This window comes from Actinomyces succiniciruminis (genome assembly GCF_900002405.1).
Taxonomy (GTDB): domain Bacteria; phylum Actinomycetota; class Actinomycetes; order Actinomycetales; family Actinomycetaceae; genus Actinomyces; species Actinomyces succiniciruminis.
This window is the reverse complement of the sequence record NZ_LK995540.1, coordinates 56,255-70,529: the sequence shown is the minus strand read 5'-3', so window position 1 is coordinate 70,529 and position 14,275 is coordinate 56,255. Positions and strand designations below refer to the sequence as shown.

At 68.2% G+C, this 14,275-nt stretch carries 15 protein-coding genes; 3 read left to right on the top strand and 12 right to left on the bottom strand.

From position 1 onward, the window contains the following. Positions 1-100: 100 nt before the first annotated feature. A complete protein-coding gene (locus BN1056_RS12805) occupies positions 101-1,399 on the top strand; it encodes a hypothetical protein (RefSeq protein ID WP_244671710.1) in 1,299 nt (432 codons plus the stop codon). Between the two features lie 31 nt (positions 1,400-1,430). On the opposite strand, the gene BN1056_RS12800 is transcribed toward BN1056_RS12805, so the two are convergent. The 4 genes from BN1056_RS12800 to BN1056_RS12785 form a co-directional block, all read right to left on the bottom strand. Then, positions 1,431-2,066 (bottom strand): MusI family membrane protein, encoded by a 636-nt coding sequence (locus BN1056_RS12800; protein WP_210581782.1) that lies wholly within the window; start codon positions 2,064-2,066, stop codon positions 1,431-1,433. A 13-nt stretch (positions 2,067-2,079) separates the two neighbouring features. After that, positions 2,080-2,940 (bottom strand): carbohydrate ABC transporter permease, encoded by an 861-nt coding sequence (locus BN1056_RS12795; protein ID WP_244671724.1) that lies wholly within the window; start codon positions 2,938-2,940, stop codon positions 2,080-2,082. A gap of 44 nt (positions 2,941-2,984) precedes the next feature. Next, positions 2,985-3,830, bottom strand: coding sequence for a carbohydrate ABC transporter permease (locus BN1056_RS12790; protein ID WP_073331246.1), 846 nt, complete (start codon positions 3,828-3,830; stop codon positions 2,985-2,987). 150 nt (positions 3,831-3,980) lie between these two features. Then, complete coding sequence (locus BN1056_RS12785) at positions 3,981-5,330, bottom strand: ABC transporter substrate-binding protein (protein WP_210581780.1); 1,350 nt, start codon at positions 5,328-5,330, stop codon at positions 3,981-3,983. Positions 5,331-5,669: 339 nt separating this feature from the next. Between BN1056_RS12785 and BN1056_RS12780 the strand changes: the two genes are divergently transcribed. Beyond that, positions 5,670-5,897, top strand: a complete 228-nt coding sequence (locus BN1056_RS12780; protein WP_210581778.1) for a toxin-antitoxin system antitoxin subunit — start codon at positions 5,670-5,672, stop codon at positions 5,895-5,897. Further along, the gene (locus BN1056_RS12775; protein ID WP_210581776.1) at positions 5,894-6,289 is read left to right on the top strand and encodes a type II toxin-antitoxin system VapC family toxin; all 396 of its coding nucleotides are present in this window, start codon (positions 5,894-5,896) and stop codon (positions 6,287-6,289) included. The genes BN1056_RS12780 and BN1056_RS12775 overlap by 4 nt, the downstream gene beginning before the upstream one ends. A gap of 161 nt (positions 6,290-6,450) precedes the next feature. Here BN1056_RS12775 and BN1056_RS12770 read toward each other — a convergent pair whose 3' ends face one another. From BN1056_RS12770 to BN1056_RS12735, 8 genes are all read right to left on the bottom strand, one after another. After that, entirely contained in the window at positions 6,451-7,044 is a 594-nt protein-coding gene (locus BN1056_RS12770; RefSeq protein ID WP_210581774.1) for a hypothetical protein, read from the bottom strand. Further along, positions 7,041-8,336 (bottom strand): DUF7224 domain-containing protein, encoded by a 1,296-nt coding sequence (locus BN1056_RS12765; protein WP_210581772.1) that lies wholly within the window; start codon positions 8,334-8,336, stop codon positions 7,041-7,043. Before BN1056_RS12765 ends, BN1056_RS12770 begins: the two co-directional genes overlap by 4 nt. Further along, positions 8,333-9,148 (bottom strand): ABC transporter ATP-binding protein, encoded by an 816-nt coding sequence (locus BN1056_RS12760; RefSeq protein WP_210581770.1) that lies wholly within the window; start codon positions 9,146-9,148, stop codon positions 8,333-8,335. The genes BN1056_RS12765 and BN1056_RS12760 overlap by 4 nt, the downstream gene beginning before the upstream one ends. 127 nt (positions 9,149-9,275) lie before the next feature. Next, positions 9,276-9,503, bottom strand: coding sequence for a hypothetical protein (locus tag BN1056_RS12755; RefSeq protein ID WP_210581768.1), 228 nt, complete (start codon positions 9,501-9,503; stop codon positions 9,276-9,278). Positions 9,504-9,687: 184 nt separating this feature from the next. After that, positions 9,688-10,386, bottom strand: coding sequence for a YesL family protein (locus BN1056_RS12750; protein ID WP_210581766.1), 699 nt, complete (start codon positions 10,384-10,386; stop codon positions 9,688-9,690). Beyond that, on the bottom strand, positions 10,386-11,345 hold the full coding sequence (locus tag BN1056_RS12745) for a carbohydrate ABC transporter permease (protein ID WP_210581764.1): 960 nt from the start codon (positions 11,343-11,345) through the stop codon (positions 10,386-10,388). Before BN1056_RS12745 ends, BN1056_RS12750 begins: the two co-directional genes overlap by 1 nt. A gap of 12 nt (positions 11,346-11,357) precedes the next feature. Further along, complete coding sequence (locus BN1056_RS12740; protein ID WP_210581762.1) at positions 11,358-12,308, bottom strand: ABC transporter permease; 951 nt, start codon at positions 12,306-12,308, stop codon at positions 11,358-11,360. Positions 12,309-12,324: 16 nt separating this feature from the next. Further along, positions 12,325-14,139 carry an alpha-glucosidase gene (locus BN1056_RS12735; protein WP_210581760.1) on the bottom strand — a complete coding sequence of 605 codons (1,815 nt, stop codon included), beginning with the start codon at positions 14,137-14,139 and terminating at the stop codon, positions 12,325-12,327. Positions 14,140-14,275 lie beyond the last annotated feature (136 nt).

The following is a 14,275-nucleotide window of genomic DNA, read 5'->3' as shown; positions in this document are numbered from 1 at the left end:
TGGCTCCGGCCTCCTGCGCACGACGCACACGCAGCGGGATCCGGCGCGCATTGTCAACGCCGCCTTGCGAGCCGTAACGATAATCATTACCGTTTGCGGCATGAGAGTCCAGCACCTTCCGCACACCCTTGCACTTGCCACCGCGGCCGTCCTCGTGCTGTCCGCCGCAGCGTGCTCCAACGCCTCCGCGCCCACCACCGGCTCGCCCAACGGCGATAGGGACGGCGCGGGCGCGCAGGCATCCGCCTCGGAGAAGCCGGTGGAGGTCAGCGATGTGGATCCGCGCGCCGCCATCGCCTACGACGGCGGCATCCAGATCGTCGACACCTCCGACGGCACCGTCGTGGCGGACATCAAGAAGGAAGGCTTCCTGCGCCTCAACCCGGCCGGGGACGGCCGCCATGTGCTGGTCTCCTCCGCTGAGGGGTTCGAGGTCCTGGACCTGGGAATGATCGTCAAGCCCCACGGCGACCACAACCACTACTACACCACCACCCCCGGCCTCACCGGCTCCGTGATCGCGGCGGAGACCCCCGGACACGTCGTCACCCACGCCGGGAAGACGGCCGTCTTCGATGACGGCACCGGCACGGTCACCATCTTCGACACCAGCGCCTTGGAGGACGGACAACTCAGCCCCGACGAGCTGACCAGCTTCCAGACGAACGACCCGCACCACGGCGTCGCCGTCCCCCTGGCCGGTGGCAGCGTCCTGGTGACCGAGGGGACCGAGGACGAGCGCCACACGGTCCACGAGCGCAAGGCCGACGGGAGCATCGGTGCCGAGTCCACCGACTGCCCCGGCGTCCACGGCGAGGCCACTGCACAGGGCGAGGACGTGGCCAGCTTCGGCTGCACCAACGGCTCGGTGGTCTTCCGCGACGGGCAGTTCCACAAGGTGCCGGTGCCGGAGGCGTACCAGCGCAGCGGCAACCAGTTCGGCTCCCCCGACTCCCCGTACGTGCTCACGGACTACAAGACCGTTGAGCCGGTGGACGGCGCCGCGCCGGAGCACCCCACCAAGGTCGGCATCATCGATACGACCGATGCCACCACCACAACCGTGGAGCTGGGCTCGGCCTACTGGTTCCGCTCCTTCGGCCGCGGCGCCGCCGGGGAGGGAGTGGTACTGACCTACGACGGCCGGCTCAACCTCATCGACCCGGCATCGGCCGCGGTGACCAAGCAGGTGGACGTGGTCACGCCTTGGACGGAGAACGAGAACTGGCAGGAGCCCGGCCCCAACGTGAAGACGGCCGGCGACTTCGCCTACATCACCGACCCCACCGCCAAGAAGCTGCACCTGGTGCAGATCTCCACCGGCAAGCTGCTTTCCAGCCTGGACCTGTCGGTGGTGCCCAATGAAATGGCGGTGATCGACGCCGAGCTGAAGCAGTAGCCGGTGCCGGGTAGCGCGGCGCCGAGCCGCGCTACCCGGTGGGCGTACGGGCGCCCTCACGCAGGCGGTCGATGACGGGACGCTGCACCAGGGCCATGAGGTAACCGATGAAGGCGACGCCGAGCAACACCACGAACCAGCCGGCGGCGGCGCGCGCGCCCGGCAGGGCCACCACCAAGACCACGGGGGCGGCAAGCAGAAGCAGGCACACGGCGGTGCGGCCGAGCGCCCCAACGGCCAGGCGCGCCGCATTGGCCACGTGCGCGCCGACGGTGTTGTCGAAGAAGGCGACCAGCGGCACCAGCCAGATCAAGACGGCGACGATAAGCAGCGCCCCGGCGTCGACCAGACCGGTCAGGGCGGCGCCGCCCAGCTGGGACAGCGACAGATTCATCCACGCGGCCAGTCCCGCCGCGACCAGCACCGGCAGCCACCAGGCCAGCGACTGGACCAGGTTGGTGCGGAAGGACCGCCACCAGGTGCGCACCGTGTAGGTGTCCTCCTCGCGCACCATCTCCATCACCACGCGGGCGCAGGCGGTAAGCGCTGCGCCCGCGGTGATGATCGGCAGACACGCCAGCAGGGTGAGCAGGTTGACGACGACGAGGTCGGCGGCCGCAGACCAGGCCCGGTAGAAGGCCGAGTCGGGTCTTAGGAAACCGGGCATGGCGCGGGCCGACTCAGCCCTTGACGGCCCCGGCGGCGACGCCCTCGACGATGTACTTCTGGCCGAAGGCGTAGAAGACGACGATCGGGATGATGGCCAGGACCAGCATGGCCATCTGGGCGCCCATGTCGCGGTTGCCGTTGGAGCCGACGAGCATCTGGATGACGATGGGGACCGTCTTGTAGCGCTCGTCCTGGCCGATGACCAGGTTCGGCAGGAGGAAGTCGTTCCACACCCACATGGCGTTCAGGACCGCGACCGTCACCGAGGTCGGCTTGAGCAGCGGCATGACCACCCGGAAGTAGCTCTGCAACGGGGTGCAGCCGTCCATGTAGGCGGCCTCCTCGATGTCCATCGGCACGGACTTGATGAAGCCCGCGAACAGGAAGACGGACAGGCCGCCGCCGAAGCCCAGGTAGAGGATGATCATGCCCCACGGCGTCGCCAGGCCCAGCGCGTCGGCGATCTTGACGGTGGGGAACATGACCAGCTGGAAGGGGGCGATCATGGAGAAGGCGAACAGGTAGTAGATCAGGGAGGTCCACCAGGTCTTGACGCGGGTGATGTAGTACGCGGTCATGGCCGTCAGCAGCACGATCACCGCCACCGAGCCGATGGTGATGAACAGCGACCAGCCCAGGGCCCGGGCGAAGCCGGACAGCTGCAGACCGGTGATGTAGTTGGTCAGCCCGGCGAAGGTCTCGCCGGTGGGCAGGGAGAAGGGCGAGTCGGAGATGAAGAACTTGCCCTTGAAGGAGTTGATCAGGATGAACAGCAGCGGAATGATCCAGATCAGCGACAGCACCGTCAGCAGGGCGGTGAGCAGATTCTGACCGGCCGTCTGCTTGCGGCGGGCGGGCTTGGAGGGCTGCATCGGCTTGATGGCCGTCGGGCCCATGGGGGCGAGGGTCTCGGTGCTCACGCTTCAACCTCCTTGGCGCGGGTCGCGCGCAGCTGCAGCACGGCGATGACGGAAACGATGATGAAGAAGATGACGGCCTGTGCCTGGGCGATGCCCTGCTTGCCGACCTGCTTGTACATCAGGTCGACGATGTTCAGCGCCGCCATCTGCGTCTGCTTGAGCGGGGCGCCGTTGGTCAGCGCCAGGTTCTGGTCGTACATCTTGAAGGTGTTGGCCAGGGTGAGGAACAGGCAGATGGTGATGGAGGGCATCACCATCGGGATGGTGACGTGACGCAGGGTCATCCACTTACCGGCACCGTCGATCTGGGACGCCTCGATCAGCTCCGGCGGCACGTTCTGCAGGCCGGCGATGTAGATGATCATCATGTAGCCCATGAGCTGCCAGTTGATCAGCAGGATCAGGCCGAGCATGCCCAGGTGCCAGTCGTTGACGATGGTCTGGCCCCAGTGGCGCAGGATCGCGTTGAGCATGACCTGCCAGGTGTAGCCCAGCACGATGCCGCCGATCAGGTTCGGCATGAAGAACACCGAGCGGAACAGGTTGGTGCCGCGCAGCTTGCGGGTGAGCAGGTAGGCCAGGGCGAAGGCGCCGAGGTTGACGGTGATGATGGATATGGCCGAGACCAGGGCCGTGAAGCCGAGCGCCTTGACGAAGCCGGTGTTGCCGGTCAGGGCGGTCTGGTAGTTGGCGAAGCCGACCCACTTGGCGTTGGTCAGCGTGGTGAACTTGGTCAGCGACAGGTACAGGCCCATGAAGAAGGGCACGATGAACGCGATGAGGAAGGCGATCAGCGTGGGGCCGGTGAAGACGACGAAATACTTCTTGAGCGACTTGGTCATGTGTGTCTCGAGGGGTTCACGGAGGCGGGGTGGTGACGGCGCGTTTGAGCGGGAATGACAGGCGGCGCCCGGCAGTGTCACCGGGCGCCGCCGTCGTCAATTCGCGATTCTACAAGGGCCACTCAACGGCCGCTGTGGGAGTGCGGAGAATCAGGCGCTCTTCTCGGCGTGCCACTCCTCGACGAAGTAGGTCTTGACGTCGTCCCACTCCTCGGCGCCGGAGGCGTACTGGGACAGGTGCTGACCGACCTGATCCTTGAAGTCCTGGCTCGGGAAGGTCTGGAACACCCAGTTGATCGGGTACAGGTCCTCGTTGTTCATGTACTCCACGACCTCGGCACCGAGCGGGTCGGCGGGGGCGAGCTCGGCGAAGGCCGAGTAGGGAGCCATGGAGACCACAGAGTTGTCCGTGAGCAGCTTGGCGGCCTCGGCGTCCATGAACAGCCAGTTCAGGAAGTCGATGGAGGCCTGCTGGTCCGCCTCGGAGGCCTGGGAGTTGATCGACAGGTAGTTCTCGGTGCCCAGCGCGATGCCGGAGTCCTCCTCGCCGTCCACGCCGATGTAGATCGGCATGAAGTGGATCTGGTCCTCCTTGACGACGTTGCCGTCGACCTCGGAGATCTGGGACCAGGCCCAGTTGCCGTTCTGGACCATGGCGGCCTTGCCGAGGGCGAACTCGGCCATCGAGTCGGAGACGGTCTTGGCGGAGGCCTCGGAGGGGGCGATCGTGGAGTTGTTGAGGTACAGGTCGAAGATCTGCTGGTAGTTGTCCGAGTAGGTCAGTTCGAGGTCGGGGGTGTCGGTGACCTCCTTGTCCTTGAACTCGTAGTAGATGGGGTAGTTGGCCAGGTGGGTCTGCCAGCGCCAGTCCTCACCGGGGGTGAGGGAGGTGGAGGCGAAGACGCCGTCGATGCCCAGGTCGTCCTTCTTGGACTGCATGTCCTCGACGACCTCCTTGAGCTTGTCGAAGCCCTTGATCTCGTCGATGGAGGAGGCCTTGGCGCCGTCCATCGCGAAGTAGGCGTCCATGATCTCGCCGTTGTAGATCAGGCCGTAGCCCTCGGTTGCGAGCGGGGAGCCGTAGACGGTGCCGGAGTCGTCGGTCAGGGCCATGGACGGGTCGGTGAGGTCCTTGACGAAGTCTGCGTCCGAGATGTCGAGTGCGTAGTCCTGCCAGGTGGCCAGGCCGACCGGGCCGTTGATGTTGAAGATCGTGGGCGGGTTGGACTTGGCGACCTCGGTCTGCAGGGTCTGCTCGTAGGTGCCGGAGGCGGCGGTGACGACCTTGACCTGGACACCGGTCTTCTCGGTGTAGGTGGAGGCGATGGTCTTGAAGGCGTCCTCGGCCTCGGGCTTGAAGTTCAGGAAGTAGACCGAGCCGGTCCCGGAGTCGCCGGAGCCGGAGCTGGAGTCGGACCCGTTGGAGCAGGCGGCCAGAGTCGCGGCGAGCGCGACCGCCGCGGAGCCACCGAGCATGGAGCGACGGGTGATGGGTCGCATTGATTGTCCTCCCTTGGACACGAGGTTGCCGGGCCGAGGCCCGGGTAGAGAGCAACTGCCAATCGTGAGCCATGAACCGCGGAACGGCCCACAGCTCGACGGCGCTGACGCCCCCATTACACACGACACCCCGCCTTGTTGCAAGCCTTGCAAGCCGGATTCGGGATATTCATGGGCGGATACGGGGTTTTGCGTGGACTTGCGGCACCATCCTGTAACCTTTTTGCAAGGACGGCGTCACTCCATTGCAGGCCCGCGGTCACCCGCGCACCGCAACCCGGACTCGGCAACCCATGTCCCGCGGCCGAGGCATCGCACCCCGAGCGGTATGAATCCAGTATGACTCAGAAGATTGCGGTAAGCCTCCCGGATGAGCAGGTCAGCTACATCCGGCGTGCGGTTGCGCAGGGGCGGGCGGCCTCGGTGTCCGGGTACATCAGCGCGGCGGTCGCCCGAACCGAATGCGAGGACGGCCTGACCGAGCTGCTCGACGACTTGGACCGCGAGCTGGGCCAGGTCGACGACGCCGACCTGGCCTGGGCCGACCGCGCCCTGGGACTGGCGTGACCACGGACGGCGAGGTCACGGGCCTGACCCTGGACACCGGGGCACTGCTGGCGCTTGAGCGCGGCGACGCCAGAATGCGGGCCCTGCTGCGCCGGGCAGTCGAGGCCGGGATCGCGCTGGCAGTACCCGCCGGCGTCGTCGCCCAGGCCTGGCGAGGAGGACCCCGCCAGGCGCGAGTCGCACGGCTGCTGGGAGACCCCGCGGTTCAGATCATCCCGCTGGACGACATGACGGCGCGGGCGGTGGGGCTGCTGTGCGGCCGCAGCGGACACCCCGACGCCGTCGACGTCCATGTGGTGCTGCACGCCCGCGAGCAGGGCCACGCGGTAGTGACCTCGGACCCGGGCGACCTGCACGCCGTCGGCCCCGGGCTGCGCCTAATCGCCGTGTAGCCCGCCGACGACGGCGAGGCCGGCCTCCTGGACATCACAGGGTTCAACGCCTGTGCCGACCCCCTGTCTCCTACTGCGAGCTTTTGCACCCTGGTGTGCGGGCATACCCATCGGATCAGAGCGCAAAAGCTCGCAGCAGAGGTAAAGGGCGTGTTCCTGCGTCAGGGGCGCGGCAGGCCGAGGTCACCCCGCCAGCGGCGGGCGCAGGTGAGCAGGCCAGCTGCCAGCAGCCCGGCGGCGACCAACCAGGACGTCAACATGGTGGCGGGTGCCTGCTCCCAGTTCCACGGCGCGGGCGCTCCAGCCGGGTGCCCGAACCAGGCGATGACGAAGAATCCCGCCAACGGACCGATTGCGGCCAGGGATTCGCGCAGGATGCCGGCTGCCAGCAGTGCCAGGCCGAGCCAGGCGAGGTAGGCACGCCCCGCCTCAAGGGCGCCCATGCCCGAACGGGGCAGGGACGCCGCCACCACAAGCAACAGCCCCAGGGCTCCCATGCCCGCCAGGTGCAGCCAGCGGGCCCGCGCGACCACGCCGACGTCCCCGCGATCCATGGCGGGCACCGGGGAGCCCAGGCTGCCAACCGCCAACACCGCGATGAAGGCGTCGAGCACCAGCAGGTAGGGCACGGCCACGGGGTCGCCGCGGGATACGAGCGTCAGCATGTTGGTGCCGATCACCGCGCTGATGACCGCAATGACCGCCATGAGCGCGCCGGCCGCGAGCAGCCTGCGGGAGCGCACGTAGAGTTTCACCGGCACTGCTCCGCCGCGCTGTCACGCATGGTGTCGAGGCGCGCTTGCATCCAGGCGTCCTGTGTGGCCTCGTCGGACTTGGCTACGCGCGCGATCTCCGCACGGTCGATGTCTCTGGTGTCTCCCATGCCGGCGGGGCGGGCGTCGGCGCCCTGCAGGCGCAGTTCCACCAACCCCGCAAGCTCTCCGTGCGCCCGATAGAAGTCCTCCACGCCAGGATCCGCGTCCGTCGGCAGGCAGTCGACCGACACCGCCGAGCTGACGATTATTCCCGCCAGGTCGTTCGCAGCGAACCAGACGGAATCGGACTCGATGGTGAAGTTCGAGGCCCCCGGCTCCAGCCCGTAGGCACTGACGTGGTCGGGGAGCTCCAGGCCGAGCGCATCCGCCTGCTCGGCGGCGCGCTCGGCAAGCGTGGTCAGCGCGGGCAGCCGGGCTGCGTCCTCGGGCCACACGCACAGCCGCAGCTGCGTATCGGTGCATACGGGATGTTCGGGAATGGCGCGCTCCACCGTCAGCGGCGGACCGGTCAGCACGAGGCCGGTCCCGAGCACGCACACCGCACAGCCCGCGGTGACTGCCACTCGGGTTCGCCGCGGCCAGGGGAAGGCGGTGCGCTCACGACGGGCTCGCGGGGCGGCGAGCAGACCCGGCAGCGCCAGAGCGGCGGCAATCACAATCGCGGCCTCGACGACGGCGAGCGTCACCCCTGCGGGTGTCAATGCCACCCAGGCGTGGCCGGCAAGGAACACTCGGGTCAGCCGACTCTCCGGCGCGCCCACGGCCGTCCCCTGGGTGGTGATGAGCCGGAGGAAGCAGGCCAGCACGGCGACCACGGGCGCGAACCAGGCCGGGCCGCCGAGTCGGCCCAACAGGACGCCGACAGCCAGGCATTCGCTTACCACGGCCAGGGCGATGATGAGGTACGAGGGCCACAGGAAGCCCGCCGGGGCGGAGGCGGACAGGTTGACCACCACCGCGCATATCGCGCCAGCCGCGATCACTCCCGCTCCCGCCAGCAGGTAGGCGGCCAGCAAAGGTCCGGCCCAGGGCTCGCCGCCGCTGCGGGACTCGCCTTCCCTGCGGCGACGCCGCGCCTCCCAGGCTGCCGCCCCGGCCAGGGCGGGGCCGAGGTAGCACAGCGGGGCGGTGATGGCCGCCGATGCCTCGGGCCATACTCCCTGCCACTGGTGACGGTCGCTGAGCATCAGGGCCACCAGTCCTACTGCGGCCAGGGGCGCCACACGGACCAGCAGCGAGCGCCGCAGTTCGATGCGCAGCACGCCGCTCATGACTGCTCCTGACTGAGCACGCTCATGTAGCCGCGCTCGAGTTGGTTGTCTCCGGGAGCCTCAGAGTTCGCTCTCGCCTCCAACTGCGTGGTGGTGCCGCGGAAGCGGACCTGCCCGGCGTCGAGCACCATTATCTCGTCGCTGAGGGCGCGCACGTCCTCGACCAGGTGGGTGGCCAGCACCGTGGCGGTGTCTTCGAGCCCCTCGACCAGGCCGCGGAAGGCGATGCGCTGGGCGGGGTCCAGGCCCACGGTCGGCTCATCGAGTAGCAGCAGGGCGGGGCGGCTGACGAGGGCGGCGGCCAGGTGCACGCGCTGGACCATGCCGCCCGACAGGGTACGCAACGGCCGCTTGGCCTGCGCTGCCAGTCCCACCCGGTCGAGTGCCTCCATGCAGGCCTCCCGTCGCCCGCGCGTGGGCAGGCCCTTGGTCCAGGCCGCGTACTCGACCGTGTCGAGGGCGCTGAATCCCGGGACCGACGCCGGGCGCTGGGGCATGAGCGCGAGCCGGCGCCGGGCCCGGCGCGCAGCGGAGGTGTCGGTGACCGTAGTGCCGCCGACCGTCACCGTCCCCGTGCTCGGCGCCAGCTCACAGGCCATGATCGACATGAGCGTGGTCTTGCCGGCGCCGTTGGGGCCAAGCAAGCCAAGCACTCGCCCCGCGCCGACCTCCAGATCGAGCGGGGCGAGTGCCTGCAGCCGGCCGAAGTCTCGCGACACACGGTTCAACGTGATGATCGAGTGGGAGCCCACGCCCGGTCGGCTGTGTTGGTGGTGCTGGGTGCCTGCCCCACCCGGTGTCCGCGTCTCCATGACTCGTTTGTACGCCGGTTCCCCAGGTCCAGCCATGCGGGATTCCCCTGACCTGGCCCTGATTCACCTGCCGGACTCACAGGGTGATACGGCCACCGGCGCAGTCACGTCCAATCGGGCGGAAGCCTCAGTCGTCCCGGTGACGCATCCAGTACAGGTAGGAGTACACGCCCATGACGCCGAAGAAGAGCGGGTAAAGCCAGACACGCGGGGTCAGCCAGGCCGCGATGGACAGCAGGTTGCCGTTTTCCAGTCCCAAAAGCGCACGCGCGATCAACAGTGACCAGAGGAACTGCGTGACTACTTGTCGGGCCGTCGGCCGCCGGCGCCGCGTGCTTTCGCCGGTGACACTCATCGGGACTAGTCCGAACTCACCGTAGTGTACCTGGCAACTCACCGGCACACGCGGGCGTTTCCACCACCTTCGGATGTACCCCGACACTTTGCGTCCTGCTACGAGCTTTTGCACCCTGGTGTGCGGGTATACCCATCGGATCAGGGCGCAACAGCTCGCAGCAGAGGACAGGGTGGTTCCAGGCCTACAGCGCCGACGCCGTCGCCGGACGTCCCGCCGCCGCCCCGGTCGACGCCGCCCGCCGCCTGCTCATGGCCCGAGCCTCCAGCCCCGGCAGACCGCCGAAGGTGTACACGGCGGCGGCCACCACGCCCACGACCATGGACGGGCCGAAGGCCACGAACACGCCCGGCCAGCGGCTCCACACCCAGGCCGACACGCCCAGCAGCACCACCATGCTCACGGTGCACCGCGCCCGGCAGGCCACGGCGACGGCGGCCCGCAGTGTCCAGCCCAGTGGCGCCTCCACGTGGGCGCGCACCGCCCAGGCCGCCAGCGCCGCCACGGCGTAGCCCGCGTTGATCACCAGCAGCAGCCCGGACACGCCGATGCCCACGACCCCGCCCAGCAGGTTCCAGTTGGCCAGGTAGTAGTCCCAGGCGAGGAGCGCGCCCACGGCCGCCTGCGCCCATCCGAAGCGGTTGGCCCCGCGCAGTTCGGCGCGCCAGGCGGTGTGGAAGGTGGACCAGGCGCGTCGGGCCCTCCAGGCGTGGTCCTCATCCAGCAGCCAGGTGCGGTAGGTGGTGAAGGCGGCGCCCACCGAGGGGAAGAAGCCGAGCACCACCGCCCCCGCGAGGGTGTGGACCACGAAGGCGGCGTTAATGGTGGCCACCAGCATGATCACCCGGCACAGCCGCTCGTAGCCGAGCGCCACCGAGCGCATCAGCCCTTCACCGCCCCGATCATGACGCCCTTGTTGAAGTACTTCTGCAGGAACGGATAGATGATCAGCAGCGGCACCGTGGAGACGATGATGACGCCGAACTTGATCTGGTCGGCGAAGTTCTGCGACTGCAGGGCGCTCATGCCCGCCGAGCCGGCCTGGGTCTGGTTGGCCAGCAGGATCATCTGTAGCACGTTCTGCAGGGGCTGGAGCTCCTGGTTGTGGATGTAGACCAGGCCGGTGAAGTAGTCGTTCCAGTGCCCCACGAAGTAGTACAGGCCGATCACCGCGATGATGGCGCCCGACAGCGGAATCACGATGCGGAAGAAGAACCCGAAGTAGGACAGCCCGTCCACCTGGGCGGCGTCCCGCAGCTCCTCCGGTATCGAGTTCTCAAAGAAGGAGCGGGCGATGATCATGTTGAACACGCTGAAGGCGCCCGGGAGGATGAACACCCACATGGAGTTCAGCAGCCCCAGCTGCCGCATGAGCAGGTAGCTGGGAATGAGCCCGCCGGAGAAGAACATGGTGAAGGCGAAGAAGAACATGATCACCCGGCGCGGGCGGAACTCCCGGCGGGACATGGCGAAGGCCGCCGGCAGCGTCACCACCAGGTTCACGGCGGTGCCCAGGAAGGAGTACAGCAGCGTGTTGCGGTAGCCGGTCCAGATGCGCGAGTCCGCCAGGATCTGCTCATAGCCCTTGAAGGTGATGCCGCGGGGCACGAGCGTGACCTGCCCGGTGGACACCAGCGTCGGGTCGGAGAAGGAGGCGATGACGATGAACCACACCGGGTAGATGACGGCCAGGACGATCACCACGAGGATCGCCGCGATGACCGCGTCAATGAACCGGTCCATGGGCTGCTTGCGGTAGCCGCGGCCGCGCCGCCGCCGTCCGCTCTCCGCCGACAACGCCACCTTGACCCGAGGCGCCGGCGCGGAAACTGACTTGCTCATGTCTCATCCCTTCTAGAACAGGCTGGTGTTGCTGGTGCGCCGGGCCACGCCATTGGCGACGACGAGGAAGATGAAGTTCACGACGCTGTTGAACAGGCCGATGGCGGTGGAGTAGGAGAACTGACTCCCCAGGATGCCGATCCGGTAGGTGTAGGTGGCGATCACCTCCGAGGAGGTGATGTTCAGGGCGTTCTGCATCAGCCACACCTTCTCGAAGCCGACCCCCAGGACAGAGCCCATGTTCAGGATCAGCAGGATGCCCGCCGTCGGCAGGATGGCCGGCAGGTCCACGTAGCGGATCAGCTGCAGCCGGCCGGCGCCGTCGAGCTTGGCCGCCTCGTACAGGGCCGGATCCACCGAGGACAGCGCCGCCAGGTAGATGATGCAGTTCCAGCCGGCGTGCTGCCACACCTCGCTGACCCAGTACACGCCGGTGAAGGCGGAGGCCTCCCCCATGAGGTTGGTGCCGCCCAGGAGCCGCCCCACCATGCCCGTGCCCGGGGCCAGGAAGATGTTGATCATGGAGACCATGACCACCGTGGAGATGAAGTGGGGCATGTAGGTGATGGTCTGCACCGCGCTCTTGGTGCGCTTGGAGGCGATCTGGTTGATCAGCAGCGCCAGCACGATCGGGGCGATGAAGCCCATCACCAGGGTCCACAGGCTGATGCGCAGCGTGTTGCCGATGATCCTGGTGAACATGGGGTCGCGGAAGAACTGGCGGAAGTACTCCAGGCCGACGAACTCCCCGCCGGTGAGCCCCTTGGTGATGTCGTACTCGCGGAAGGCCAGCTGGACCCCGTACATCGGCACGTAGCAGAACAGGGCGATGAAAGCGATGGCCGGCGCCACCATCACCCACAGCTGCCAGTAGCGGGACAGGTGGTGGCGCAGCCGCGCCCACAGGCCGGGGCGCCGACGCGCCGACGCCGGTGTGGAAACCGCCGTGGAAAGGGTGGTCATTGAGGGTCTCCTCCTGTCAGATCCGGTAGGCGAGCGCGGACCAGGGCTCGAGCCGTCCCGCTCGCAGGGCGGCGACGACGTCGTCCGGGGCGTCGTTGGCGATCAGGACCCGCTCCGGGTCGGGCCGGTCGATCAGGGCCGCGCTGGCGGCGGGCAGCTGCACGCGCTGGCCGGAGAGGTTCACGACGACGAGCAGCCCCGCCCGCCCCAGGCGCCGGGTGAAGGCGTAGACCTCGGTGTCGGGGTCCACCACCCGCCAGTCCCCCAACGCCACCACCGGTTCGGTGTGCCGCAGCTCGATCAGGCGCCGGTAGAAGGAGAACACCGAGTCGGGGTCGTCGACCTGCGCCCGGGCGTTGAGCTCCACATGGTTGTCGTTGACGTCGATCCAGGGGGCGACACCGCCCGGGGAGGTGAACCCGGCGAAGGGCGAGTCGTCCCACTGCATGGGGGTGCGGGCGTTGTCCCGGCTCATGGCCGCCAGGCCGCGCATCATCTCCTCATGGCTGACCACCCCGGCATCGCGCACCAGCTGGCCGTAGAGGTTGACGGACTCCACGTCGCGGTACTGCACCAGGCTGGTGTAGCCGGCGTTGGTCATGCCCAGCTCCTCCCCCTGGTAGATGAAGGGGGTGCCGCGGTGCAGGTGCAGCAGCAGCGCCAGGGCCTTGGCGGAGCGGGCGCGCAGCTGCGGGGTGGAGTCGTCGCCCCAGCGGGAGACCACGCGCGGCTGGTCGTGGTTGCAGAAGTACAGGCTGGGCCAGCCGCGCTCGGCGGTGTCGCGCTCGTAGCGCTCGAACACGCCGCGCAGGTCGGAGACCTTCCAGGGGACCAGGCTGAACTTGCCGGCGGGTCCGCCCTGGTCGATGCCGGTGTGATCGAACAGGAACAGCATGTCCAGCTCCCCGCGGGCGGGGTCGGTGATCTGTCCGGCGCGCGCGGAGTCGACGCCGATGGCCTCGCCGATGGTGAGGAAGCCGTCCCGACCGGCGAACACCTCCCGGCGCATCTGGGCCAGGAACTCCTCCAGCCGCGGCCCGTCGGCGCTGAAGGGGATGGCGGAGGAGTACCCGTCGTCACCGGCGGGCAGGGCCTCGATGGTGGAGCCGGGGGTGCCGGGCAGGCGGCCGGCGTCGTCGAGCCGCTTGGAGATCAGGGTGATCACGTCCATGCGGAAGCCGTCCACGCCCCGGTCCATCCACCAGTTCATCATCTTGTAGATGGCCTCGCGTACGCGCGGGTTCTCCCAGTTCAGGTCCGGCTGTTTGGGAGAGAACAGGTGCAGGTAGTAGGCCTGGCGCTGGGGATCCCAGGTCCAGGCGGGTCCGCCGAACAGGGAGCCCCAATCGTTGGGCTCGGCGCCGGGCGTTCCCGGCACCTTCCCCTCACGGGCCGGCTGCCACCAGTAGAAGTCCGCGTAGTCGGCGTCGCCGGCGCGCGAGGCCTGGAACCAGGCGTGCTCGTCGGAGGTGTGGTTGGCCACCAGGTCCATGACGATCTTGATGCCCCGCGCGTGGGCGGCGGCGATCAGCGCGTCCATGTCCGCCAGCGTGCCGAACATCGGGTCGATGTCCTGGTAGTCGGCGATGTCGTAGCCGTTGTCCTCCTGCGGGGAGACGTACACGGGGCTGAGCCAGATCACGTCGACGCCGAGCTCGGCCAGGTAGTCCAGGCGGGAGATCAGGCCGGGCAGGTCGCCGTAGCCGTCGCCGTTGGAGTCCTGGAAGGAGCGCGGGTACACCTGGTAGACGACGGCGTTGGCCCACCAGGGGTGGGGTTCGGCGCCGTTGGAGTGGCCCTGCGGAAGCGGTGCGCGTTGGATCGTGGTCATTAAAGTCTGTCTGTTCTTTCTGTGCTGTCTATGCGTGTGCGTAGCCGCCGGGGTGGGCGGCTGCGGCCCGCCCTGTCGGCGCCGGCCGCAGAGGAGGTGGTGCGGGCGGGGGCGGAGGAACTACCCGCCCGCACCA